General features: G+C 28.0%; 20 protein-coding genes and 1 pseudogene. 4 read left to right on the top strand and 17 right to left on the bottom strand.

Features of this window, described 5'->3' with window-relative positions:
* Positions 1-28: 28 nt before the first annotated feature.
* From treP to P3X86_RS13145, 6 genes are all read right to left on the bottom strand, one after another.
* Positions 29-1,447 (bottom strand): PTS system trehalose-specific EIIBC component, encoded by a 1,419-nt coding sequence (treP, locus tag P3X86_RS13170; protein ID WP_483293161.1) that lies wholly within the window; start codon positions 1,445-1,447, stop codon positions 29-31.
* Positions 1,448-2,020: 573 nt separating this feature from the next.
* Positions 2,021-2,350 (bottom strand): hypothetical protein, encoded by a 330-nt coding sequence (locus tag P3X86_RS13165; protein ID WP_483293160.1) that lies wholly within the window; start codon positions 2,348-2,350, stop codon positions 2,021-2,023.
* 409 nt (positions 2,351-2,759) lie between these two features.
* Complete coding sequence (locus P3X86_RS13160) at positions 2,760-2,897, bottom strand: hypothetical protein (protein ID WP_483293159.1); 138 nt, start codon at positions 2,895-2,897, stop codon at positions 2,760-2,762.
* A 647-nt stretch (positions 2,898-3,544) separates the two neighbouring features.
* A complete protein-coding gene (locus P3X86_RS13155) occupies positions 3,545-3,961 on the bottom strand; it encodes an NUDIX domain-containing protein (RefSeq protein WP_483293158.1) in 417 nt (138 codons plus the stop codon).
* 76 nt (positions 3,962-4,037) lie between these two features.
* Positions 4,038-4,625, bottom strand: coding sequence for a DUF1062 domain-containing protein (locus P3X86_RS13150; RefSeq protein WP_483293157.1), 588 nt, complete (start codon positions 4,623-4,625; stop codon positions 4,038-4,040).
* Positions 4,626-4,799: 174 nt separating this feature from the next.
* Entirely contained in the window at positions 4,800-5,783 is a 984-nt protein-coding gene (locus P3X86_RS13145) for an alpha/beta hydrolase family protein (protein ID WP_483293156.1), read from the bottom strand.
* Between the two features lie 301 nt (positions 5,784-6,084).
* Between P3X86_RS13145 and P3X86_RS13140 the strand changes: the two genes are divergently transcribed.
* Positions 6,085-7,155 (top strand): hypothetical protein, encoded by a 1,071-nt coding sequence (locus tag P3X86_RS13140; protein ID WP_483293155.1) that lies wholly within the window; start codon positions 6,085-6,087, stop codon positions 7,153-7,155.
* Positions 7,156-7,259: 104 nt separating this feature from the next.
* Here P3X86_RS13140 and P3X86_RS13135 read toward each other — a convergent pair whose 3' ends face one another.
* Complete coding sequence (locus P3X86_RS13135; RefSeq protein WP_483293154.1) at positions 7,260-7,739, bottom strand: GNAT family N-acetyltransferase; 480 nt, start codon at positions 7,737-7,739, stop codon at positions 7,260-7,262.
* 181 nt (positions 7,740-7,920) lie between these two features.
* Between P3X86_RS13135 and P3X86_RS13130 the strand changes: the two genes are divergently transcribed.
* Positions 7,921-8,112, top strand: coding sequence for a hypothetical protein (locus P3X86_RS13130; protein WP_483293153.1), 192 nt, complete (start codon positions 7,921-7,923; stop codon positions 8,110-8,112).
* Between the two features lie 136 nt (positions 8,113-8,248).
* Here the strand turns inward: P3X86_RS13130 and P3X86_RS13125 are convergent, their stop codons facing one another.
* The 5 genes from P3X86_RS13125 to P3X86_RS13105 form a co-directional block, all read right to left on the bottom strand.
* Positions 8,249-8,740: a putative signal transducing protein gene (locus P3X86_RS13125; protein WP_483293152.1), complete on the bottom strand. Its 492-nt coding sequence runs from the start codon at positions 8,738-8,740 to the stop codon at positions 8,249-8,251.
* Between the two features lie 262 nt (positions 8,741-9,002).
* Complete coding sequence (locus P3X86_RS13120; RefSeq protein ID WP_483293151.1) at positions 9,003-10,172, bottom strand: hypothetical protein; 1,170 nt, start codon at positions 10,170-10,172, stop codon at positions 9,003-9,005.
* Between the two features lie 196 nt (positions 10,173-10,368).
* Positions 10,369-12,036 carry an ATP-binding cassette domain-containing protein gene (locus tag P3X86_RS13115; protein ID WP_483293150.1) on the bottom strand — a complete coding sequence of 556 codons (1,668 nt, stop codon included), beginning with the start codon at positions 12,034-12,036 and terminating at the stop codon, positions 10,369-10,371.
* Between the two features lie 49 nt (positions 12,037-12,085).
* A complete protein-coding gene (locus tag P3X86_RS13110) occupies positions 12,086-13,672 on the bottom strand; it encodes an ATP-binding cassette domain-containing protein (protein WP_483293149.1) in 1,587 nt (528 codons plus the stop codon).
* A 261-nt stretch (positions 13,673-13,933) separates the two neighbouring features.
* Positions 13,934-14,740: a DUF4253 domain-containing protein gene (locus tag P3X86_RS13105; RefSeq protein ID WP_483293148.1), complete on the bottom strand. Its 807-nt coding sequence runs from the start codon at positions 14,738-14,740 to the stop codon at positions 13,934-13,936.
* A gap of 1,121 nt (positions 14,741-15,861) precedes the next feature.
* On the opposite strand from P3X86_RS13105, the gene P3X86_RS13100 reads away from it, so the two are divergent.
* Together P3X86_RS13100 and P3X86_RS13095 are read left to right on the top strand one after the other, a co-directional pair.
* A complete protein-coding gene (locus P3X86_RS13100; RefSeq protein WP_483293147.1) occupies positions 15,862-16,242 on the top strand; it encodes a BlaI/MecI/CopY family transcriptional regulator in 381 nt (126 codons plus the stop codon).
* A 13-nt stretch (positions 16,243-16,255) separates the two neighbouring features.
* Positions 16,256-19,018 (top strand): M56 family metallopeptidase, encoded by a 2,763-nt coding sequence (locus P3X86_RS13095; protein WP_483293146.1) that lies wholly within the window; start codon positions 16,256-16,258, stop codon positions 19,016-19,018.
* 1,024 nt (positions 19,019-20,042) lie between these two features.
* Here P3X86_RS13095 and P3X86_RS13090 read toward each other — a convergent pair.
* From P3X86_RS13090 to P3X86_RS13070, 5 genes and pseudogenes are all read right to left on the bottom strand, one after another.
* A pseudogene (locus P3X86_RS13090) lies at positions 20,043-20,396 on the bottom strand (DUF8195 domain-containing protein).
* Positions 20,397-20,695: 299 nt separating this feature from the next.
* Positions 20,696-21,598 (bottom strand): hypothetical protein, encoded by a 903-nt coding sequence (locus P3X86_RS13085; protein WP_483293145.1) that lies wholly within the window; start codon positions 21,596-21,598, stop codon positions 20,696-20,698.
* Between the two features lie 105 nt (positions 21,599-21,703).
* Positions 21,704-22,318, bottom strand: a complete 615-nt coding sequence (locus P3X86_RS13080) for a hypothetical protein (RefSeq protein WP_483293144.1) — start codon at positions 22,316-22,318, stop codon at positions 21,704-21,706.
* Between the two features lie 65 nt (positions 22,319-22,383).
* Positions 22,384-23,325: a hypothetical protein gene (locus P3X86_RS13075; RefSeq protein ID WP_483293143.1), complete on the bottom strand. Its 942-nt coding sequence runs from the start codon at positions 23,323-23,325 to the stop codon at positions 22,384-22,386.
* Between the two features lie 933 nt (positions 23,326-24,258).
* The gene (locus P3X86_RS13070) at positions 24,259-25,428 is read right to left on the bottom strand and encodes a protein kinase family protein (protein WP_483293142.1); all 1,170 of its coding nucleotides are present in this window, start codon (positions 25,426-25,428) and stop codon (positions 24,259-24,261) included.
* Positions 25,429-25,620 lie beyond the last annotated feature (192 nt).

Here is a 25,620-nt window from a genome sequence, read left to right as displayed (position 1 = left end):
GGATTTTCCCCCCATATTGATGCTTATTTTAATTTAATGCACCTTTTTTCTTCCTTTTTGAAAAAATTATTGTTAAAACAATCGGTACAATTATAGCTATTAACATAGCAAATAAAAATTTAACCCAATACTCTGGCTTAATAGATAGTATTCCCGGTAATCCACCAACTCCTATTGACCCAGCCATAACTCCTGAACCTACTGACACTACCGCTGCAATAGCTGAACCTATCATTGCTGCTAAAAACGGATATACATATTTTAGATTAATACCAAACATGGCTGGTTCTGTTACTCCTAGGTAACATGATATAGCAGCTGGTATTGAAACTTGCTTTTCTTCTTCATTTTTTCTGTTTATATATATCATTGCTAAAACAGCTGACCCTTGAGCAATATTTGATAAAGCAATCATCGGCCATAAATTTGTTCCATCCAATGCACTCATTAGTTGTAAATCTATTGCATTTGTCATATGGTGTAACCCCGTTATTACGAGTGGTGCATAAGCAAATCCAAATACAGCAGCAAATAGCCATCCAAATGCTGATGTTAATCCAGAATATACTACATTAGATATAGCTGATCCCAATTTCCAACCTATCGGTCCTAATACCACGTGTGCTAATAACACTGTTGGTACTAATGAGAAAAATGGTACTATAATCATTGAAATATAGCTAGGTGATATCTTACGGATTTGAATCTCTAAATGAGCTAAAACGAAACCTGCTAAAATTGCTGGAATAACCTGAGCTTGATATCCTATCATCTCTATTTGCGTAAAACCAAAATTCCAAACTGGTGCTTGACCCCCTGAAGCAGCCTCATAAGCATTCATAAGCTGTGGTGAAACTAAAGTAATACCTAATATAATACCTAATATTTGTGTAGTCCCCATCTTCTTAGATATAGACCACGTTATTCCTACTGGTAAAAAGAAAAATATCGCTTCACCTATCAACCATAGAAAATGATGCACTCCTGCCCAGAACTGTGATACCTCAGTTAAGGTTTTAGTACCTTCTTCCAAAAACTTTATATCTCCTATAACGTTACGAAATCCTAAAATCAAACCTCCAGCAACAATAGCTGGTATTAAAGGCGCAAATATTTCTCCTAAATGAGAAATCAACCTTTGTAGCAAGTTCATGTTTTGTCTTCCTGCTTTTTTAGTAGCATCTTTACTAACTCCATCTACACCTGATATTTTAACAAAGTCATTGTAAAAAACAGAAACTTCATTTCCAATAATCACTTGAAATTGACCAGCTTGCACAAAGGTGCCTTTTACTGATTTGATACTCTTTATTTTCTCTACATCTGCTTTTTTATTATCATTTAGTACAAAACGAAGCCTTGTTGCACAGTGTGAAACTGCAGAAATATTCTCTTTTCCACCAATGTGTTCCAATAATTGTTGTGCGTCTTTTGAAAATTTACTCATTTTAGCCTCCCAATCGTATTGTTTTAATTATTTTTAGTACATTATGTATTAATATACATACTATACTGAAAACCCTTTCCTCTTCGACATACATGTACGTACAAGTTAGTCTATGATATTATTATAACTTGTACGTACATGTATGTCAATTGTTTTATGTTTCCATATATTTCATAACTATTTTGTCTTAAAAAGTGAATTTCTAGTGCTTTACTTAAGATAATGAAATTGTAAAAAACCTCCTGTTTTTGGAGGTTTTAGATTGATGACAAAGTCATCAAGATAGCAGACTGCAGTAAAAGTTCTAGAGTAAGGCGTGTTAAAATTGAGTGGCACAGCTTACCTAGAGGTAAGTGAGTTAGCAACGGAAATTTGGACAACAACACAGAAATTGGATTTTGTATACAATCTGAAACCTTCAATTTTTAGAGTCTTATATTTACAGTTAATTATACTCTTGTAATACCCTTCACCAAGCTTATTTGGCTGACAATGCATACAATTCCAATAGGTAGTGTTTTTTCTTATATATCTTCCAAGCCTTTTTAATGCCATGTTTAGCTCTTTTATATTTTACATTATATAAACTATTAATAATGTAATTATTAGCCGTTCAATTTTTGAACTCATATATATAAGAACTCTCATTATACTCTCTTTTATATGTAGAGTATTTATACTACTTCCAAAATCGCCTTTAAAAGCATTTTTTCTTAATTTCGTTTTTGGTTTATCTAAGTTATATTTTTGCCTCATTTCCTCTATTTTTTCTTTATCTAAAGTATTCTTGTTACTAATATCTACTTTAATATTAGCTTCTTTTGCTAAACAAATTGTATTTATACTAAAAATCAAAGCTATTATAAATACTATACACAAATATCGTTGCAATCTCCTTCTCAATTTATGTTACCCCTCCCTATCTTTATGCAATTAATATGTCGTCAGAAATACTCCCTTTTTTGGCTGCGCTACCTTCAGAAATAATCAATACTACTTAAAATATATGCGAATATATTATTAAACTCCTTCTTTTTCTCATATTATCATACTTAAAATTAGTATTTTTAATAATTATGTTTCTTAGATATTATAGTTTAATATCTTTTTTGTCAACATATTGAATTAATACCTTTCTAAAAACACTCCCATCAAATCTGAACTGCTTTATAAGTTTAATTATATAAACTAAAAAAACTATAATAATGCTAGAGACTTTTATTATATCTTGATTCTCATTTTATACTCAATTATCCAAGCTTTATATAGAATGAGGTGTCTCTCATGAGACACCTCATCACTTTTCTTATTACTATACAGCTCCTATTTTATTTGGCGCGCAGTATGCCCAGTTAAATTCTGGATAACAGTTAGGATAATTAATATTCCAATACGGTTCACAATATTTGCCTTTAATTTTTGTATATTCTTTAAATCTCTTCAATGTCATCTAATTCACCTCACTTTCAAATAAATTTAAATAAAAATGCGATCAAAATTACTAATAATATTTCATTATTGTAATTACCTATCATATCCGTTCTTGTGTTCATATTATTTTGTATAAATTATAACACTCTTGATAACATTGTAGTATAAATATACTATTTTGTCAATATTTAGAATTAATTAAATTTTATCCTTCATTACTAAAAGGCTGCCAAGACGGCAACCTTTAGTATATTATAAGTTACTATTACTAACCCCTGCCTTCTTTTCGTTACAAAGATTATAGATAGGGTTGTCATTTAACTTATATGTTATTAATACTTATTTTGCTATTATATTCAAATTTTTATGTCGCTGACATTAGAAGTTTCTATTTTAGTACGGAGTTATGCCAGATTGCTTAGGTGGGCAAACATAGTAAGTTGGACTACATCTCTCGATGATAGGTAAGTCTGTATATTTTTCAAATTTTTCTAATGTCATTTATAATCACCTCCTCTTATCTAATATCTTCACACACAATATATCATAGATAATATGAGGTATTTGTTATATTTTGTAAGCAATATATAAAAATCAGTTTACTTTATGAAATAATCATCTTAACATTATGATTAACTACTTTTGAACCAAACACAAATCATAGATTTATAAATAATTATTTTTTATATATTCAACTGACTTCAATATTGGATGCCAATCAGTGTAATTACTTACTTCTTTAATACCACACCATATAAAAGTCTCATGTTCTAATGAAAGTTTGATATCTACTTTTCTCTCTAAAATAACTACAAAACAGTTGTCTGTCATACTCATCATCTCATTATTTTTAGTTTCTATATAATCAAACTCTAATGGTAGCTTAATTAATTTGTATTTATCACTAACTCCTGTTTCTTCTCTAAGCTCTCTTAATGCAGCATCCTCTTTGGATTCACTTTTTTCTACTCCTCCACAAACTGGTTGCCAATACCCTGATTTAGAAGAAACTCTCTTTAGTAATAAAACCTGCATTTCACTTTTATCTATCAAGTAAACTTGTACATTATTGCGATGATTCATTATAATCCTCCTTGGATTTGATATAATTATGCTAAGTATTACATTCATACTAACATAATTATAATCTCTTCTCAAACTAAATAACTAAGTATAATATCATACCATTTTTTACTTTTTGCTTTGTTATCTTTATATCTTCATCACAATAAATCAAGCCCTCTTTGCATAATTTTTTAATCTGCGATCGCGATATACCCAGTTTATCACTAAGAAGTTTATCTACTCTGAGTCCTAATTCATATTCACATTTTATTTGTATTCTGATTACTTTTTTGCAATCTACTTCCTTGTTCGTTTCTATCATATCACCTTGTATCTCGTACCTTATACCCTCTGTAATCAAAATAGATTTATTTTTGTTATGCACCTCTTTATTAAAAGCATAATATCTAGCTAAATCTATGTTATTTTGTTCAAATTTACTAAACATAACCTTATCTAAATCTTTATAGTAAACTCTTTCGTATATTGCCATCTTCCAAGTTGATTTGCATTTTTTACATTGATAAATTAGCCATATATCTAACAATTTTTTATTGCCGTTTATTCTAAATTTGTTTGTGCTTATATATAATGAATTATTCCCACATTTAGGACAATTTCGTTTAACAATTGGCATATTCTTAGGTATAATTTCCCAAGTCATATCTTTATAATAGCTCATTAGCGCTCCTCCCATTTGATTGCATTACTTTGGGATTCACAAAAGCTATCACATCATATTATTATATTCTATGTGCTAGCCTTTGCTAAGCACAGTAACTAGGCGTTCTCAAAATAGTACTCCCCCTTTTGTCTAGATTTGAATGTACTCTTATTTTTCTATACTTTAATACCTTTATTTTAAATAGTTGTCCAACCATGAATATGAAAGCTCTCTAACATGTAGTGGAAACGTATGGTTGCTCCCATGCATAAGATATGCAAAATTAGACGATTCATCATATAAATCATATAGTCTATAAAGCATATTTCCTACTTGTGATAAAAATTCTTGATTGCCATATGCATCATCATAGTATGCTGAAACATTCAACCACGGTCTTGGACATATCAGCCCTGCAATTTCGTGGAAATCGAAAGGCAACTTATTTCCTCTTGAAAGATACTGCTTCATAGCTGGCATAAAATTGTATGTATCATCAACCCATTCCATAACCATTTCTTCTTCGCTTAGCACAGAAAATCCACAATTGCTAACCCCTACTTTAACTCTCTCATCAAATGCAAATGATAACAGAGAATTATGCCCACCTAGTGAATGACCTATCACACCAATTTTATTTTCATCTACATAATCAAGAGAAACTAGTATATCAATAGCTGAAAATGAATCCTCGAGGTTTTTACCTATTATAGACCATTGAGGATGCTTCTCATAAAAATATTTACTATTAAATAGCTGATTGTCTATAACTCTTTCACCAGCCGTTAAATAATCTGGAATAAGAACTACATATCCTCTTAGCACTAATTCATGTCCAATAAACAAATTCTTATTTCCCTCTATACCTGCAGGCTCTTTTTTTCCTATATTAGTATCCTGAAATTGATGCATTACAACTACTGCAGGGTATTTTTCCATATTGGTATTAGGTATAAGTAGATATGCAAATACTTTATCATCATGGCAAACTAAATACTCTATTTTTAATCTAGTGTAATTTTCCAATATTTCTTTATCTATTATTTTCATTTTACGAGTATTTCTATTCATAGGTGGATTTCCTATGATACTATAAAAATTCTTTTTTATTTGTTCTTTTTTTTCTTCCCAATCATCTATGCTATTTATCCCATCTAATAAATATCTGATTGCCATACTATATCACCTCAATTTTAGTACTTATAGTAATAATTATATAACATTGAAACCAATCAATATTCCTCATGTTCTTTTATTAAATGAGATTGAGGTTTAAAAGTATCATACTCAATCATCTTTTTAAACCAAGTCTAATAATAAATTCTCATTATATGTACAAAGTTGTTGGTAATTCGATAAATATGTGGTAAAATGTATTTTGTATAATTTATTTATTGCTAATTCAAAAGCTTTTTAGCTACTTTATTTAGCAGTATAGTGATTACTACATACAATTTTATATTAAGGGGAGAATTAAATGAAAACTAAAATGAAAAACACTATAAAAATAGTGTTAGCAATGACGTTAGCATTACTTATGACTGTAGGTGCATTTGCTACAGAAACAGAAAGTAAAACTGCTGAAGTAAAAAGTAAAACTGTTGAAGTAAAAGGATATACTGAAGATGTTCCTGCTGATGGCTTGGATAAAGTTAAATCCAACTTTTCAATTACAAATGTTATAGACACATTTAAATCAGAAAAGATTACTACAACTCTTAACCATGGTTTTGTTGTAGATGGTAGTACTACTATTACATCATTAGACAGTGCCGCAATCTTTGAGGCTTACAAATTAACTGATAAAGATAAATTTGAATATGACTCAGAAAAGCCTCTACCAACATCAGGTAAAGCTGATATCTATATATATGATTCTAAAACTGGTAAATCAAACAAAAAAACTGTTGAGGTATCAGAGTTAGGAAACTATGAAATTGATTTTCCAAGTTATCAATCAGGATGTACTATAGAGATAACTGAGCCTGGAGATTATTACGTACGTTTCAGATACGAAGCTATTGCAGGTGCTGCAGAAGCAGTTATCACTGTAAAAGCTAGTGATACAGAAAAAAAAGAAGAGAAAGAAACTACTGAAGAGAAACCAGTAGTTGAAACTTTAACTGCTACTCCTACTGCTTCTAAAGTTTTAGTAAATAGTAAAGAAACTGCTTTTGATGCTTATAATATTAAAGGTAACAACTACTTCAAAATTCGTGATCTTGCAAATGTTGTAAGCGGGTCAGAAAAGCAATTTGATGTAACTTGGGATGCTGATAAAAAAGTTATTAACTTAGTTTCTAAGAAAGCCTACACTGTTGTGGGTGGCGAGATGGCTAAAGGTGATGGACAAGAAAAAACTTCTACAACTAACACATCTCCAATATATAAAGATGGCGAAAAAATCGAATTAACAGCTTACACTATAGGTGGAAATAACTATTTTAAACTAAGAGATATTGCTAAAGTATTTAATATTGGTGTAACATGGGATAATGAAACTAAAACTGTAGGAATTGATACAAGCAAAGGATACGTAGAGCAATAAAATTTAAATCTAGATATAATAAATGGTGTACTCATAGTCAGTACACCATTTAGTTTATAGCTACTAAGTTCATAATTATTACGATATTACTAGTTAAAACCATTTTATAAACTTAATCTTAAATAATTATCACCATCTTCATCGATCTCTCCAGTAAATTTAAAACCATAACTCTCATATAACTTATAAGCTTTTTCATTTGTTTTATCGCATGAAAGTACAATTGCTTCAACATCACCTTGTTTATATGACTTCATAAATCTTAGAGCTTTTTCTAGTGCTTCTTTTCCATATCCTTTACCTTGATGATTTATGTCTATCATCATTCTAGAAATATAAAAAATAGGCTCATCAAAATCCGCGTCATTTTCTATAAATGGATTGTATTCAAACATTATAAATCCAATCATTTTGTTGTTATTATATATTCCAAATGGATAGTATTTTACAGGATTATTGCGATGTGCATAAGCTTCAGCCAAACTAAAACTATTTGAAGCTATAAACTCTTTTTGTTCATCTGTTAACTTAAGTGATATACATTCTATAAAATTATTTTCATCAATTATTCTTAAATCTACCATAAGCCCTTTATCTCCTTTTGTTTTACATAACTAATAAATCAAACTAATTTAATATTATATATTCATTTTATAAAGCATACCATATTTGTACTACTTTAACAAATTATTTGCTATATATTTCATTTTATTGTATAATTCATATCACAAACTAAGCTTAAATGATAAGGAAGGAGACTTGAATATGAATAATAAAAAATCGTGTCATTTTTATATGTGGTTCGGTGGAATATTACTAGGAATAATAAACGCTGGATTTATACTCCCTAAAAATGCTACAGTAGGAATGATTCTAGCTCTAATAGCAGGAGCAATGATAGGAATTGGAGGACGAAATTTACGCGAAATATACAAGAATAGTAAGAATAATTCGTAGTTTAAATAATAACACTTTATACATATAAATTCTCCTTATGATCTAGTAATAGGGAGAATTTAATTTAAAAGAAGTTTACTAAAAACACCCATTTAAGACATGTATTTTTCTATATATCTATCAACATCATGATACTTTACAATAACTGCTTAACTATAGTAACCAATATTATAATGGTAGGTATTAATAATAATGATATAAAACATAATCTCATTATACTTCTTTTTCTCTTTTGCTGTTTGTAGTACTCACAGTCATCATCATCTAAATCTGAAATATCTTCTTTTTCCTTCGTTATGATTATTTTTGCCTCTTCATATAATTTTAGTGGTACATATAAGTCTACTCCACTTACACTTCTACCCATATATATGTTTGTATATTCTCCTGTACTTTTGTACTTTCTTAGAGTTGGGATACCATAAGAGTTTAATAGTGATTCTATTGCGCCAGCTTCTATATCATCTAAAACATTCATTAAAAAAGTATTTTTTTCATCTGAATTACCTTTATTTAGATTACGTTTATCTGTATCTGATTTCAATTCTGAAACTAATTTTGCTTTACAATAACTACATATATCAGAATCATCTCTAAATTCTATTTTACATTTTGGACACCAAGCCATATTGTCCCTCCTAGCATTATAATATACAAAAATAACATTCATATCTTTATATTTACAAAATTACTCTTTAAGTATACATACCTATAATATTAAGCTTCATAAACACTCACATTAATCAATACAAAGATTATTTAATCAAAAGATAGATAATAAAATAGTCTATTTACTCCATAAAGTTATCCATGTACAAACATAAACTCCTCAAACACAACTATTTGAGGAGTTTTAAATAGCTAATATTGTTTTTATATAACTTACTACTTTAATCCACTCTTCTAGCTAGCTTCTCTACTAATTGTGGTAAGAAATCATCTATAGTCTTATTCTCATTCTCTTTTTCATAAATTTTTAGTAGTTCATAAATTTCACCTAATCTATTAAATCCACCAAATTTGATTTCTTTGTTAAGTAATTTATCAAATGTATATTCTTCACCAAATTTATGAGCATATATTCTGCCTTCAATTGCTCTAACTATATATTCATCTAACTGCCTGTATAGTGGCATGTTGCTGTACATATTGTCATTAATTATCTTTGTATAATATTTGCTTATATCTTTACATTTGCTAATTGTTATATTATATATTGGTTCATTTATGTAAGAATGAATATACTCATGAATTACATTTTCAACCATGTTTCTAATATCTAGCTTATATGGATTTCGTGAAATATCATTTGGAGATTGAAAAGATACTATTTTATTTGTATTCTTTGTTTTATATGAATAGAAGCTAGCCATTGAAGGTCTGTATATTGTTAAAACTGTTTCATATTCTATAGGTAAATCTCCAAAATATTTATCTTTAGTATTCAAATATTCTTCCATGCTTTTGATAAGTTCAATCAATTTACTCTCTTTGATATTTTCTTCAATGTACTTTTTAACATTATTTGAAAAGGCTTTATTCTTAAAAAACTCATTAGCTTTAGTATCATTATAAAAACTTCTCAATCCTTTAATAAATAATTCTATCTCTTTATCATCTTTGAATATATATTTCCTATACTTTTTATCCACTTCACATATTTTTTCAAGTGATGGAGTCCCACTATAACTCAATAAGACTCCAATAGCATCTCCATTGATATCACCATTGTAAACATATTTGTTAAAGTTCTTAAGAAAATCATGATTTTTATATGGACTAAAGAATTCTTTGGCTTCTTTATATATTGGATGATTTTCGACATTTGGCATTAATATGTTACTATTGAAATCCATATATAACGCACTAGCAATAATATATGTGTCTATCATTTTATTTGTACTAATTGTATACTTTATCCCTTTACTTTCATCTGTTTTATACAAGATATTTGAGTTAGGACCTTTGCTGATTGTCATTATTTGCTTCATACTACAAGCTGTTGTTATTGACAATAAGCAAAAACATAATAATACTACACTGATTTTCTTTTTAAACATTTATTTCTCACTCCTAGTCTTTAATTAAGTCACAACCTATATTATAAATTATACTTTGTGCAAAAACAATACTTATACAACAAATACTCAGACATAATAGCCTGAGAAAGTCTTGTTATTTTTAATATTATCTACTCAAAGTTTACAATACTTATTTTTTAATGACTTGCCAGTCGTGCGTTACATTTTTATAGCTTTAGCTTGATTTACATACTACAGAGGCTTCTAATTTGGCTAAGGTAATAAAATCATCTGTATCACATATAGTATTAAAGTCACCTTTTTTAATTACCTTTCCATTGTTCATAAATATCACCTCATCAAATTTTTCAAGTCCTTCTTTGATGTTATGAGTAGTCATTATAACAGTTTTATCTTTAAGATTTAAAAGTTCACCTAGCAATGTCCTATACAATTTTTTATCAACACCAGCAAACGGCTCATCAAGTACAAGTATTGGTGCATCCTGTGCTAGCTTCCTCATTATAGAGACAACCTTCTTTTCTCCTCCACTTAAAAGTTTACAATTTTCACTTTTAGTAATAATTTCATACATATTATTTTCTATTTTATCTTTAATCCTGTTTATTCCTCTTATAGGATAGGTGTTAAATACAGTTACGTTATTCTTAAAATCTTCCTCAAATATATATTCATCCTGATCCATATACGAGAAAATTCTACTTTTATCAAATTGTTCTGAATCTATTCCATTTATAAGAATATCACCCGAATCAATTTTGTTTACTCCTACTAAAGATTTCAGTATAGTTGACTTTCCTGAGCCACTTCTTCCGATAAGAGCATATTTTTTTCCTTTTTCAAATCTATATGAGAAATTATTGATTTCAAATGTATCAAATTTTATGTTCATACCCTTTATTTCTATATCTTTTTTAAGACATTCAAACTCGCTATCATAGCCTGTATGTTCTTCATTCTTTATAAGTGATTTGTATTTTTCTCTCACATCTTTTGAAGAATTTAATCCGTTAATAGCTCCCATTAATGTTTGTATAGGATGTATAAAAACTTCAACATACCCTACAGATACTAAAGCTGCACCTATTGAAATTTGTTTTGTTATATACAAATATGCAACCATAGCTATCGACACCACGTACAGCAAATAAATTGAAGCTCCATTTAGAACAAGCGACTTGCTTTTTGTAAGCCCATATCTAAATTGCTTATTTGATAGTTCCTCCATTTTTTTGCTATGCTCATATTCAAACTGTTTACGAGTTTTGGTATTAAATAATCTTATGCCTTGAAGTAAATCACTGAACTTAGCAACATAATCCTCTGTTTTATTTAGGTATTTACTTCTTGACTTAGCTAATTTTTTAGATGTAAACTTAGGGAAAATAACTATATTAAAAATTGATATAACAGAAATTAATATGGCTATTCTCCAATCAATGAAAATAAATATAGTTGCTCCATAAATTATAATCATATTTATTGACTTAACTATGCTTATTAATCCTTTAAGATAATCTTCCTGTATAGCTGCTATATCGTTATTAAATATTGATATGTATTCTGGGACTGATTTTAATGTAAATCTATAATTTCTATAGTTTGTAATCGCCTTAAATAAATCCTTTTTTAATAAACTTCTAAATCTAATGTTCCCTCTACTTGTAATAAGCATGTTTATATATGATAATCCTATTATCGCACTCAGACACAACAAATATATTAATATGAAATCTCCTATATTAAGTTTCCTATTTTGTTCAATTATATCAAACATTTTCTTTTGAAGAACCGGCAAATAAGAAATTAACATTACTACTACTGCATCTAATCCAACTTGTCCAATAATGTACTTTTTAATTTTCTTTATATTATTTTTCATAAGAACAAAATCTCCTTTCTCCAAATGTTTATAGATTTCATCCTAACATTTACGCTAGATGACTATTTGCTAATACTCCTTCTTTAAGACATATAACTTGATCAAAACCCTCCAAATCTTCTGATAGTTTATGAGTTATCATTATAACAGTCTTATTTGATTTTAATATATAATCTTTTAATACGTTCGTTGTCTCGATATCTATTCCTGCAAATATCTCATCAAATATACATACTTCTTTATCTTCTAAATAACTTCTAATAAATTTTATCATTCCTTTTTGCCCACCACTTAATGATGCAGAATTGCTATTCTTTTTTATAGATTCTAAAACTTCTTTTTTAAATAAGTCTTTTATTTTTCCAAATCCAATAGTAGAATATGAATCATAACATGTAATATTATTATGAAAATCATCTGCAAATATATGTTCTTCTTGGCTAATAAAACTTATTATAGGGCTGACATCTATTTCATTTATATTTATTCCATCAAAGAATATTGTTCCACCATATATCTCTTTTTCTTTAATCAAGGCTTTCATCAAACTACTTTTGCCTGAACCACTTTCACCGATTATTGCATACTTCTTGCCTTTTTCAAATGTATAAGACATATTTTTTATCTCAAAGTCATCATATTTTATATTTACATTTTTAAGTTCTATATTTTTATCAAACGTATTTTTCTCTTTAAGTATTGGAGATTTAAACTTAAGAATTTCTTCTACCTTTTCTTTTATCTTTTTAGTTGATTTGTAATTAGTACTACTATATATAAACAAGTCAATCGTATCAGTAAATTCTACAACAAATCCACCAACAGCCACTGCTGTTCCAATGGTGATTTCTCCTATTGAAACTAAATATATTGTTATCATAAATGCAATACCGTTAATTATGTATATAGATAAATCATTAACTATACTTGCTATAGCAAACATCTTGTCATATAAAAATTTAATTTTTGCATTACTTTCAATGTATTTAGCAAAAATATTATTAAAGCTTCTTCTAGTAATCTTATTTATTAATTTAAAGCCATTCAACAAATCTATAGTTTTTGCGGTTAATTTACCAATACTATCTGTATATCGTTTATTTCGGTCTGATAATTTTTTTTCAGTTAATTTAGGAAGTATTGCTACAGAAATAAATGATAATAAAATTATTAATGAAGACACCTTCCAATGCACATTAATAAACATTATTATCCCATAAGCAAGAAACATACTAACTGATTTAATCCCATTGATTACTGAAGATAAATAATTTACGCTCATAATCCTTATATCATTTCCTTGGATGGATATGTATTCTCCAATTTCTCTTGAATAAAACTTCTCTTTATTATAGCTTGTGATTTTCTTAAAAAAATCTTCTCTTAGTCCTTTTTCAAATTTTACAGTACTTTTCCATGTAAACAACATATTTGTATACGAAAAAAGCAAAATCGCCATCACACATAATATTAATAGTGTTATGTATTTCCAAATACCTGTTGTACCACCTTTTTGCATATAATCAAATAATTTTTTTTGACTTAAAATAAACATAGCACTAGCCATTGTTAAAAATAAATTTGAAATTACTTCTAGTGCAATCCATTTTTTTATATTCATTAAATATTTTTTCATAAGTACCTTAACTCCTAATCAATTCTTGTATAATCCTTTTTTTAATATGTATTCAAATATCTTTAATAAAGATGCTATCATCTTCCACATAACTAAACCAACAATCATTGAACACTTAATTACCTCTCATCAATTCCATTTGATTTATTTATGTAGTTTCTCCCAAACATCTATATATTTTTAACCATATAAATACTTAGACGTATATGTTCCTCATTCCATTCATTACATAAGATCTATATAGTATATCTTCCATGTAATTTAATCCCACCAAAAAAACCAATAATTTGATTTGTATAAACCTCCTGCTAAGTTTGAAATAGTTTCTGTTCCTTGATATACTATATCATTACAATATATGAATTGTTCTTCTGCTAACTTTATAGATTCTTTTTTTGTTTTTGGTGGAATAGCTACTGTACATTCAAGAGTACTCCTAGTAATTGATATAACTTCAGCACCATATTTATCATACCAATATTTTAATAAAGCTATTTGACTCTCAGGGCTAGGACAACAGTTCCATCCTCCGAATTTTATATATGCTGGAACTTCATAAGAATTCTGTGTAGGTATCAATCCAATATATATTTCGTCATGATATTCTCCAGTCAATATATTAATATTTGAGGTAATGCTAGTCATAGGAGATAATACAGATGGCCATTTCCCAAGTTCTACGCAATCATATATTTTAGTGACTTTTCCTAATCGTTCTTTAAATATATTTTTAACACTTTTATCTAATGATTCTTTTATAATATCATCTGGTAAATCTTTGTTGTATGAAATAATCTCTTCGTGGCTCATAACATCATCATATGTACCAAGTATTACTGGTGTAATATCTTCTTTCTCTTCCCTAATCTTCAAACAAGTTTCTAATGCATCTTCACCAGAAACTACAATATAGTCAAACGGTAATTTAATTTCTTTTTTAATATCAACTGAAGTCTCATTATCTGATTCTACTGAGTTCTTAATTTCCAATGTAGAATCTTCCTTACATGCAGTACATAATAATAAAAATGAAATGAGAATCAAAATTATAACCATCTTTTGTAACATTATTTATTTCCTCCTTAATAAGTTAATAACTTCTAATATCCTGCCCCCTTATAATTATTATAAAAGTAATATATACTCTCCACTCCATCCTTCTACCAAATAATCCTTGGTAATCTACGTTCTATTATTTTTAATACTCTTTATATTTAAACTACATTTAGAGTATATCATACTTTAACCTAAACATTGATGAATTTTAGGTAAATTTGTCTTTATCTTGCTATAATGTTATATTAATATCTATTTTATACTTGTTATGATAGCCACAACTGTGCTCCTCATATTGCCTAACGATGAAATAGAAGTAATATTAAACAATTAGTTATTTAGCTAATTGCTATTGGTGTAGGATATTTAGTCAAAAGGTATAGGATAAATAGTGAAATAGTATGTCGCAATATAGTGTAATATACAAAACCCCCTCAAACATAACCGTCTGAGGGGGTTTCCATATTTTTTTATCTCTTTGAGAATTTGCACAGCTCATTTTTCAATGGTTTGAAGGCGATTTGTTAGTTGTGTATTAGTTACAAGTGTAAAGCTTTAAGGACTAAGAGCACCTTGTTTAAATCAACCTTCCCCTTAGCCAGCAATATCGGTGTCAAAAGGGTGTGTTGGGAACTGCTGTGTTACGTGATTGTGAGGTGCTTTTTCAAATATTGAAAAACTTGCTTGAATTTAAAGTTCGTATATATTCTTTGTTAACACCTAATTCAATAAGTTTATCTATAAACATGTTCTCATCAGACGAACTATTAATTCAAGTGGCGACATCTGAAAGAGTATTAATACTCCTGCCACCATAAGTATAAATGCTATCATTATCATGCTATTCAATATACTCATCTTATTTTAGCCGCACCTTTGTCCTTTAAAAATGAAAAAGTGCTGGAAATTTAAATATACTTCCTTTTTTATTTTGTAAATACCACTTTATATGTGAGATTAATCTATTCAAAAATGCAAGAAAACTTTTGTCCTCTATCTTATTATCAGTACATACTATTCCAATATTAAAGAAATATTAAAATTGAGTCTTTTTCATATTGACAGTTCCTCTTACATATGTAATAATAGTTACATACTTAAATATTACATATGTAAGAGGAGCTGATATATATATGAAAAATACACCTAAAATTTCGGATGCAGAATGGCAAGTGATAAAAATATTGTGGGAACAATCTCCAATGACTGCAAACGAAGTTATAGAGAAACTTGAAACTAGTGTTGATTGGAATCACCAAACCATAAGGACACTAATTAATAGGTTAGTAAAAAAAGAAGCTGTTTCGTATAATGTGAAAGGTAAAGCTTATTATTATTATCCTATTGTTAATGAAGAGGAATGTATGAAAAAAGAAACTAGGTCACTTCTTAGTAAAGTGTATGACGGTTCATTAAACCTCCTAATTAAAAACTTTATAAAAGATGAAAAGTTTTCTAAAAAAGAAATTGACGAACTAAGAAGTATACTCGACAACAAAGAAAAGCAGAAGTAGGTGAGGGTGGATATTGGAATTTTTTAAATGGATACTTATAGCTTCAGAGATATCTAGTATTATGGCTATAATTATTTTTCTTGTAAAATCATTGTTTAAAGACAAACTAGGAGTTACATGGAACTATTACATATGGTTTTTATTATTGATTCGATTAATTATTCCTCCTAATTTTGTTGAAAGTTCATTAAGTATTTTTAATTCAATACCAGTGGAAATACGTACTGAGATAAGCTTGGCAGATGCATATAATCATAGAACAAATGATTTTTTATATCATAGAACATATGATGAAGTTGAAATTCCACCAGAAAGGAGGTTTAATAAAAGTGAAAATATTGAGAGAGATATAGGTTCTACCGTAAATACTGAACAAAGCAAGATTAAAACAATATCTAATAATTTAACAATGGGAATAAACAATAAGTATAGTATTTTTAAAATAGCATATATTCTATGGATAATAGGAGTGATTATCTTAACTGCCTATACAATATATGCAAATATAAAACTTTATCTTAAGATTAATATGAGTCGCATAACAACTGATGAGAAATTAAATGAAATTCTTGTTAAATCTAAAAAAAAGATGACTATAAACAAAATGGTAAAGTTAATAGTTATAAATGAGGTAAAGTCTGCTGCAATATTTGGTCTGTTCAAACCAAAACTATTATTGTCAGGACCAGTGATTAATAAGCTTACTGACAATGAAGTGAAGCATATTATACTCCACGAATTATCTCATCTAAAAAGAATGGATATTGTAACAAAGTGGATAATGACAGTAATACAAATTATCCATTGGTTCAATCCTATTGTTTGGTATTCATTCTATAGAATGGATCAAGACTGTGAGGTGGCCTGTGATGCCAAAGCTCTGAATTATATAGAAACAAAAGATCACAAACAATATGGCTTTACAATAATAAAACTAATAGAAATATTTTCACGATCCAACTACACTCCTGGGACTCTAGGCATTGTAGGGAATAAATCTAACATAAAAAGGAGAATTGAGATGATAAGTATATTTAACAAAAACTCATGGAAGTGGGCAATAACAGGTATAGTAGTATTTGCAGCTCTTGGGGTTGTAGGATTAACAAGTTCAATACAACCAGTACAAGCTATAGGGGAAAGTCAACAAGAGGCTAAAGCTAGTGATAGTAATATTGTAACCTTTCCTGATCATAATTTAGAAAAAGTTATAAGACAAATTATAAAGAAACCTACTGGAAATATTACACAGAAAGATGTTGAAGAAATTACACAGATAACAGGTTTTATGGATGATGAACATCGAACACCTACGGATTATGGACAAAGTGAAGCATTTGAAAAAATATCTAGTTTAGAAGGAATACAGTATTTAACCAATTTAACTAAGCTAGAACTAAGTGCATTAAATAAAATAAATGATTTTACCCCTTTATGCAAGGTGGTAAGGTTAAAGGAACTGTATTTAGGTCGACTTGAAGGATTAAGTGAGGATGCTGATATAAGTTATCTTAATACATTGACTAACTTAAATAGATTCGAAATTGGTAAGATAGAGGATATTACTATTTTAGAGAATTTAACTAACTTAACTAAGGTATACATAATCCTTGATAATGATAATATAAAAGATATAAACGTTTTAATGGATCTTCCTAATTTAACTGATTTAACCGTAGACTCTCATGATGTATGGTATCCAGAAACAAATACCATGAAAAAAGCAGTAGAAGATATTAGTTTTATTAAGGATCTAACTAATCTAACTAATTTAAAAATTTCTAATAGTAGTATAAAGGATGTTAACTTTCTACAGACCTTAACTAAATTAACTAAATTAGATATAAATGCTTATAATTTAAGTGATATAAGCGCTATAAGGCATCTTCCTAATTTAACTGAATTAGGAATAGAGAGTGATATTATAGCTAACATAGATGTTTTAAAGCAGTTTACTAACTTGACTAATTTGAAATTGCGTTGTATGAAAGTAAGTGATATAAGTGTTCTAGAAGGTTTAACAAAATTAGAAAAATTAGACTTATCATCCTATAAAGTAGGTGAATTAAAGGATATAACCGTTTTAAAGAACTTAACTAATTTAACTAGTTTAAATTTAAGTAATAATAAAATAGATGATATAAGCTCTTTAGAATATCTTACTAATTTAACTAATTTAAACCTAGGTCTTTCATATAATATAAATGATGAAGATTTAAGTTCTCTAAAGAAGCTTAGTAAGCTAACTAATTTAAGTATAAGTAGTTCTGATATAACAGATTTAAGCCTAATCTCAAGTTTTCCTAAACTAATTAGTTTGCAATTAGGGTATAATAAAATAATAGACATAAGTCCTCTGAAGAATCTTACTAATTTGACTTATTTAGGACTACAAGGGAATCAAATAAAAAATATAAGGTCTCTAGAGAATCTTACTAATTTAATTGATTTAAGATTAGAAGAGAATCAAATAAAAGATATAAGCCCTCTAGAAAACCTTACTAATTTAACTTATTTAGGATTAAAAGAGAATATGATAAAAGATATAAGTCCTCTAGAAAACCTTACTAATTTAACTTATTTAGGATTAAAAGAGAATATGATAAAAGATATAAGTCCTCTAGTAAATCATACTAATTTAACTCATTTAAAATTACAAAAGAATCAAATAAAAGATATAAGCCCTCTAGAAAACCTTACTAATTTAACTTATTTAGAATTAGAGGGAAATCCAATACTAGATTACAGCCCAGTAGATAATTTAAATTTAGATTAATACGTGGCAGGAAAGAGTTTAACTTGTGAAATGGAAATGCCTTTGTTGTGGTTACTATACATCGCTAGTATCAAAAGATGATGAATTAGATGGCTTAGAGTAATTTTTTAAGGTTTACAGCGATTATAAGACCTACCTTATAAAAAATCTAGAATTAATTTTTACTGTGCAGATTAAAATATTAAAGCATCAAGAACTTAAAAATTCTTGATGCTTTTGTTGTGTATTGAGTGACAGTTGGACAGCCTGCTGGAGAAGAACTGTCACATTATAAAATAGCGGAAAATATATAAATATTTATCTATTTGAAATTGTATTTTAAAGTCTTACCATATGGATGTTATTTTTATTGGTGGAGGAACACTAATTTGCTTAGTTAAAAAACAGATCAGCTTGTTAGAATACCTCCTTCATTTACTAATCATATACTTACGACTTTTTAGATATTCAAACATACCTTCTCTTTCTTTAGAATTATTAATTCTATAAATATCTTTGTATAATATATTTAACAGTTCTTCAACCTCTTGGCTTGCTATATAGTGCTTTTCTATATTATCATAATTTAATAGTAGATACATTTGATTTTCTGGGAATTTAATAAGGGGAAAAAAATAGTTAATCGAGAGTGTGTCAATCATTCTGTAAATAGGTAATTTATAACCTTATATGAATAGTAATAAGATACTAAGAAATAATAAAATCACTTCTCTTGAACAACTTAAGAATAATTTTTAAAATAGAACATGTTAAGTAGAGACTCATGGTTTAAGCCTTTACGACGACATGTTCTTTTTAACTCAATTTACCCGATACGACCTTCGTACATAATAGAAAATTCTCCATAACCAACTCCTATACTCCTATTCTTAACGAATCTCAATCTATTGTTGTTATTTTTAAATAATGGAAATATATTTTATATTTACGATGTTATTCTATCACAAAAAATTATTGAACCCAAGGTAGTGTAAAATAAATTTTGTCATTTCATTATCTACAACTTCTATATTTATCTTTAATTCTACTTAACCTTAATTTCCCTAATATAATAATCTTGATACATGCTACCTTTTATGCTCAATGAATTGTTATCCCTAACTTTAAAGTATAATTGTCCATCTGGTGTCCATATATCTTGAACTGTACCATGTAGTTTATATACTCCGTTCGAAAATCAAAGTAGAGTAAAATGCACCCTATTATTCATGTCCCTAAAATCATAATGAGCATACTTATTCTTCTTCAGCCAAAACACATTAGGCTCTTTCTTCTCTAGTATTTTAAAATAGTCTTTGTAATAAAACTCTGGAAAATATGTTATTACAGTTTGTGCTTTTGTTACATGTTCCTTGGGTACTTTATTCTCAAAATACACTTTTGTTAGTTACGTGTTAGCTATGTACGGAAATAAATCCACATTTGTTATAAGTTCTTACATATAACAAAAAACCCCTCAAACATAACCGTCCGAGGGGTCTTAATATCAATAATATTCCTATCCTTTGAGAATTTGCAGGGTTCATTTTTCAATGGTTTGAAGGTGATTTGTTAGTTGTGTGTTAGTTGCAAGTACAAAGCTTTAGGGACTAAAAACACCTTATTTTGTTAGTCTTATAATTTTGAATTATATAAACAAATCTGTTGAGCTATTATATATCCATAGTAACGTTTATTTTAAATTTGCTTTCTATCTAGTATTTCGATATCACTAATTAAATAACGTTCACTATTCCCTTCAAGTTTTATTATTACTATGTTTTTTGATTGTATAAAATAATCAACAATTGTCGAATACTTGGTTTTTTTTAGTATAGGATTCGCATAATCTAACTCTGCTATCATACCTGCTATATGATCCGGAATCCTTACAAGTTCTTTAAATAGTTTTTCATCTCTTGATGATCTTGGTATAGTAACTGTAAATGATTCTGACATACAATAGTTTTTGAAAAAAAATCCATATAATTTATTCGTAAAATCATTAGGCAAATCATGAACTCTATCTCTATCTGATATCCATCCAATACATTTACTTCCATAACAAGTTGCTTTTCCTGCTAGTAAACCAGTCACAGCAGCAATTAAATAAGCTTTTGTGTATATGTTTAATTTTTTACCTTTTTTCACTTCATTATTTCCTAATTTTAAAGCTTCAACTAAACATTTGTCTACTTTGTTCAATTCGTAAAATTTAATAATTTCTTCAAATATTAAATTTAATGAATTCTTAGCATCATTACTATTCGAAAAAGGGAAATGTTTCAATCTATTCGGTATTGAAAAACAGATATTGAAAATATTATCTCCTTTCAAAACGTCTATAAATTTACAATTAATATTTCTATGGTTTTTAATATCCTTTGGAGCTATTTTTCTAATATAGTCTACAAAACCATTTAAGTCACCCTCATTTATTGCAATAAAACTAATAGCAATAGCTTTATTATTTTTGTTTTTAAAATCAAAACAATAATCACTTGCAATGTATATCAATTTATTCCTGTTTTTATAGATAAATTGTCCAAAGCAACTGTTATTAAGAATATGTTCAATACTACTTAATAGTGTATTTTTCATTATTCTAACCATCCTATTCCAAATAATATGTCAATTTAATCATTAGTAGAGTTTTTTATATCTTGAGATTCTAAGCTTGTTATATACTATAATTCTCTATTAAATCTACCCAACTATGAAACATGCAATTAATATAGAAAAAATAAAAAAAATACACTTGTTTTTTACTAATTGTAAGAAAACCTCATACTTTACTACTTTTCTCCGCTCATTTCTCATATCATAAGCTATTTCCCATAAATTATTTTTTTCTTCCATTAGTGTACATATATCAATACTATTAATATCATTTATATTTAATACTACATTAATTCTTGATATGCATTCCTTTTCTTTTTTAATTATATCATACATTCTATCAGTTATATATTTATCTTCAAAATGCTTATATGGCTTCACAATTTGTATTTCTGTATCTATATATTTTTTTAAATCAGCTAATGCTGAAATTCTTAAGATATCCTTCTTTGGGTCATCATCATCAATTTTATCAGTTAGACTATATATTTCTTTTACACGGGATAACGAAAGTATTAATTTTCTAATATTTTGAAATCTTCTATATTTATCTTCTTTAAACCCTAAGCGGTTACTTTTTACATTTTTAAATTCTGTATCTAGCATAACTACAAACCACCCTGTTAATAGTCCAATCATAATAGATATATTTATCGCATCTATATGATCTATAATTAATTTATATAAGTATTTATAGATCATTCCTAATCACTTCCTTTTAACTTCTTATCAATAATATAAATAATTAGTATTTTCATATATTAACATCATTTATGCTCCATCTTATTTTCAAAAGTAATATAATTTAATATACTAGCAGCCTTTAATAATTGAAATAACTTCAAAATATCAATCTTATTTATTTTGCTATAGTCGTACGAGCCGTGCATAATCCAGTTTCTGTTTATTTGTTCTGGATGGTTATTCCAATATGGTTTGTACAATATTTCATAAACATTATATACTCGTCGAAAAAATATTATAGACAGCGCTAGCTCATCTTCTGTAGTTTTAAAATAATCTTTTGTTTTGTCATAGAGCTTAGCTTTTTTGTTTTTGATTCTTAGCGAACTATTTACATCATAATTCTCAAATGCTTTAGTTAATATGCTTTCAAAAACAGCAAATAATGAAAAAGTACAATGTATATAATAACCTAACTTATATAACTCATAAGCCTCAGTTATTATAGAATTATACTCGCTATATAAAGAATTCGTCTGAAAAAAAATTACATATTCATCAATATGCTCCTCCACATATCTATCAATATCATTGACCCTATATTCATTATGTTCAAAAGCATCTAGCATATCAGCATCAACTACCCAACATTCTTTTTCAAATTGACTCATAAACTCTTCATAGCTTTTGAATTTATCACGAAATGATTCTTTTAAGCTATTCCAATCAATAGAATTAGTCACTTTTTCAACTACTTCATGTACTTTAACAAATATCTCTCTTGAAGGCTGAAAAGCTTCATTAATAGTTTTCAGTAATTTCTGACTTGGAATCATAAGTGTATTAATACTTTCCTGTAATTTAAGAACTGGAATCATAAGTGTATTAATACTTTCCTGTAATTTAAGAACTGGAATCATAAGTGTATTAATACTTTCCTGTAGCTCATCTAACTTCTGTCTCGGAATCAAAGCTTCATTAAATATAGAAATATTTTCATTTGACTCAAATTTTTTATCATCCATATATCCTTCGCCCCTTTTTAATTATCCTAATTCAATTCCATATAATGAATCATATTTACTATGTTAATAAATAGACCACTAAAAGAATATCTTCTTAATGGTAATTGCATTCTTTAAAAAAGTATAGTGTCAACTGATGACTCAAAAATTTCCTAGACATCACTATATCTCCATCTTCACATCCCTATAGATTTTGCTAAGAGTTTTTATTATATTGCACTCCTCATAAGAATCAAGAATGCCTTGTTTTTTGTATTTCACAAATTATACTGTCTTTTTTTAATTCTAAAAACGACTAACCTGTTCATTTTTATTTTACGTTAGGACTAAATATGTATGATAAACATTAAAATAAACAACCAAATCGCTAAGTAAACAATCCATAAAATGGGTTTAATTGCATTATATCATATTTTTTTAATATTTGTGTATATTTACTTTAGAACATAAAATCAAAAACTCATACATGCTTCTGTTATAACTGCTTTTATAATAAATCTTTAAAAGTTTGGTTTATCTTGATTTAAGTTCTAGTTCTTTGTATGCATAACATTTTCCATCTGGTTGAAAATAAACTCTCAACTTTTTTATCTCTATCATCATAAGCAGAAACCATTAGTTTATATCTTCGATTTTGTTAGTTACGTGTTAGTTATGTACAAAATCCACATTTGTTATTAGTTCTTACATATAACAAAAACCCCTCAAACATAACCGTCCAAGGGGTAATTTCCATATTTTTCCTATCTCTTTGAGAATTTGCATGGTCCATTTTTCAATGGTTTGGAGGTGATTTGTTAGTTGTGTGTTAGTTACAAGTATAAAGCTTTATGGACTAAGAGCCCCTTGTTTAAATCAACCTTCCCCTTAGCCAGCAATATCGGTGTCAAAAGGGTGTGTTGGGAACTGCTGTGTTATAAGATGGTTTTCAGTCTATAATGCATTAATAACTGCCTCAAATGCAATTCTCATCTCTCCAATACTTTTAAACCGTTCACAATGATCATCTGAAAGCCCCTTTTTAACGAACTCATTTATAGCACTTTTACTTTTTAAATCTATTCTTCGCTTGCCAGTCATAGTAAAATAAACCAATCTTGTTAAAGCATAAGTCTCATGCTCTATTTTATAATTCTTAAATCCACCAAATACATCTAACTTTGGATCATTAAGTGATCCCTTAAATTCTGTATTCATACTGGTCAAATTGCCATTTTTAAGCTTCACCAATCCAAAATCAGATATTTTTATAACATGTAGTCCATCATATTGTTTTATTAAAATATTGGTTAAACTTATATCTCTATGAAGTAATCCTGTACTATGAATATATTCTAATCCCTTAAAAACTTGTCTTACCAATCCTACTCTAGACTCTTTTGATAAGTTGACATTATTCTTCACAATATAATCATGTAAAGTATAGTCTGCATATTCCATAGTATACTCAAACTTTTTCATATTAAAATTATAAACTTCAAGGATGTACGGTGAATTAAGTTTACTCATTTCATCGAATTCTTGCTTAAATCTGATTTTCTCTTTATCATCAAGTGTCTTTTTTGCTTTTTTTACAGCAAAATACTTATTATAAAAAGGATCTCTATACTTATGTACAGAAGCATACGACCCTCCACCTATTGCTACTAATTTAAAAGAAAGGACATTTTGCTTAACCTTTATAGAATTAATTATTTCAAATATAGGCTTATCGTCATGAATTTCAATCTTATCGAAATCATCTGGAATTGGGCTTCCTCCAGACTGCTGTAAGAAACCACGACATTCTTGTATTACATTCTGGTAATACTCATTTATCTCAAAATCATAATTTGTATTGACTAAACTTGACTTAATTCTAAAATACTCATCAATTATTTCTATTAAACGCCTACTATCAGCTGCCCAATAATATCTATTATTTAGATTACTATTTATATGTGCAAAATGCCAAAAGAATAACGCATTAAAAACTGTAAAAAAATGCTTTACACCTTTATCATCAATATTCGTATAACTCAACTCATAAAGGTTATAGGACTCTAATTCATCACTACCTTCCCATTTTTTTAGTTTTTCTATTAAATATTGTATCTTAACCATATTTATCTCTCCTTAGGAAACCTTTCTTATAACATTCCCACAGTTCTCGACGTAAACATCTCTTCAGGGTTTGGCGTTGTTTTTGCCTACAAAGCTCTTACCCCTTAAATCCAAAATCAATGACAAAAGTTTATGTTTGGAACTGCTGTGTTAGATGAAGCATCATTAAGCTCTTGATAGAAATCAAAATAA

The sequence above is a fragment of the Abyssisolibacter sp. ZYX002 genome (genome assembly GCF_056892235.1).
This window is presented reverse-complemented; position numbering and strand designations above follow the sequence as displayed.

What these genes read in the sequence shown, in the direction of transcription:
- P3X86_RS13140 (WP_483293155.1), top strand. Translation starts at nt 6,085, where the DNA reads ATGAAAACTAAAATGAAAAACACTATAAAAATAGTGTTAGCAATGACG.
- P3X86_RS13145 (WP_483293156.1), bottom strand. Translation starts at nt 5,783, where the DNA reads ATGGCAATCAGATATTTATTAGATGGGATAAATAGCATAGATGATTGG.
- P3X86_RS13125 (WP_483293152.1), bottom strand. Translation starts at nt 8,740, where the DNA reads ATGGCTTGGTGTCCAAAATGTAAAATAGAATTTAGAGATGATTCTGAT.
- P3X86_RS13070 (WP_483293142.1), bottom strand. Translation starts at nt 25,428, where the DNA reads ATGGTTAAGATACAATATTTAATAGAAAAACTAAAAAAATGGGAAGGT.
- P3X86_RS13120 (WP_483293151.1), bottom strand. Translation starts at nt 10,172, where the DNA reads ATGTTTAAAAAGAAAATCAGTGTAGTATTATTATGTTTTTGCTTATTG.
- P3X86_RS13115 (WP_483293150.1), bottom strand. Translation starts at nt 12,036, where the DNA reads ATGAAAAATAATATAAAGAAAATTAAAAAGTACATTATTGGACAAGTT.
- P3X86_RS13150 (WP_483293157.1), bottom strand. Translation starts at nt 4,625, where the DNA reads ATGAGCTATTATAAAGATATGACTTGGGAAATTATACCTAAGAATATG.
- P3X86_RS13160 (WP_483293159.1), bottom strand. Translation starts at nt 2,897, where the DNA reads ATGACATTGAAGAGATTTAAAGAATATACAAAAATTAAAGGCAAATAT.
- P3X86_RS13105 (WP_483293148.1), bottom strand. Translation starts at nt 14,740, where the DNA reads ATGTTACAAAAGATGGTTATAATTTTGATTCTCATTTCATTTTTATTA.
- P3X86_RS13085 (WP_483293145.1), bottom strand. Translation starts at nt 21,598, where the DNA reads ATGAAAAATACACTATTAAGTAGTATTGAACATATTCTTAATAACAGT.
- P3X86_RS13100 (WP_483293147.1), top strand. Translation starts at nt 15,862, where the DNA reads ATGAAAAATACACCTAAAATTTCGGATGCAGAATGGCAAGTGATAAAA.
- P3X86_RS13155 (WP_483293158.1), bottom strand. Translation starts at nt 3,961, where the DNA reads ATGAATCATCGCAATAATGTACAAGTTTACTTGATAGATAAAAGTGAA.
- P3X86_RS13130 (WP_483293153.1), top strand. Translation starts at nt 7,921, where the DNA reads ATGAATAATAAAAAATCGTGTCATTTTTATATGTGGTTCGGTGGAATA.
- treP (WP_483293161.1), bottom strand. Translation starts at nt 1,447, where the DNA reads ATGAGTAAATTTTCAAAAGACGCACAACAATTATTGGAACACATTGGT.
- P3X86_RS13110 (WP_483293149.1), bottom strand. Translation starts at nt 13,672, where the DNA reads ATGAAAAAATATTTAATGAATATAAAAAAATGGATTGCACTAGAAGTA.
- P3X86_RS13075 (WP_483293143.1), bottom strand. Translation starts at nt 23,325, where the DNA reads ATGGATGATAAAAAATTTGAGTCAAATGAAAATATTTCTATATTTAAT.
- P3X86_RS13080 (WP_483293144.1), bottom strand. Translation starts at nt 22,318, where the DNA reads ATGATCTATAAATACTTATATAAATTAATTATAGATCATATAGATGCG.
- P3X86_RS13135 (WP_483293154.1), bottom strand. Translation starts at nt 7,739, where the DNA reads ATGGTAGATTTAAGAATAATTGATGAAAATAATTTTATAGAATGTATA.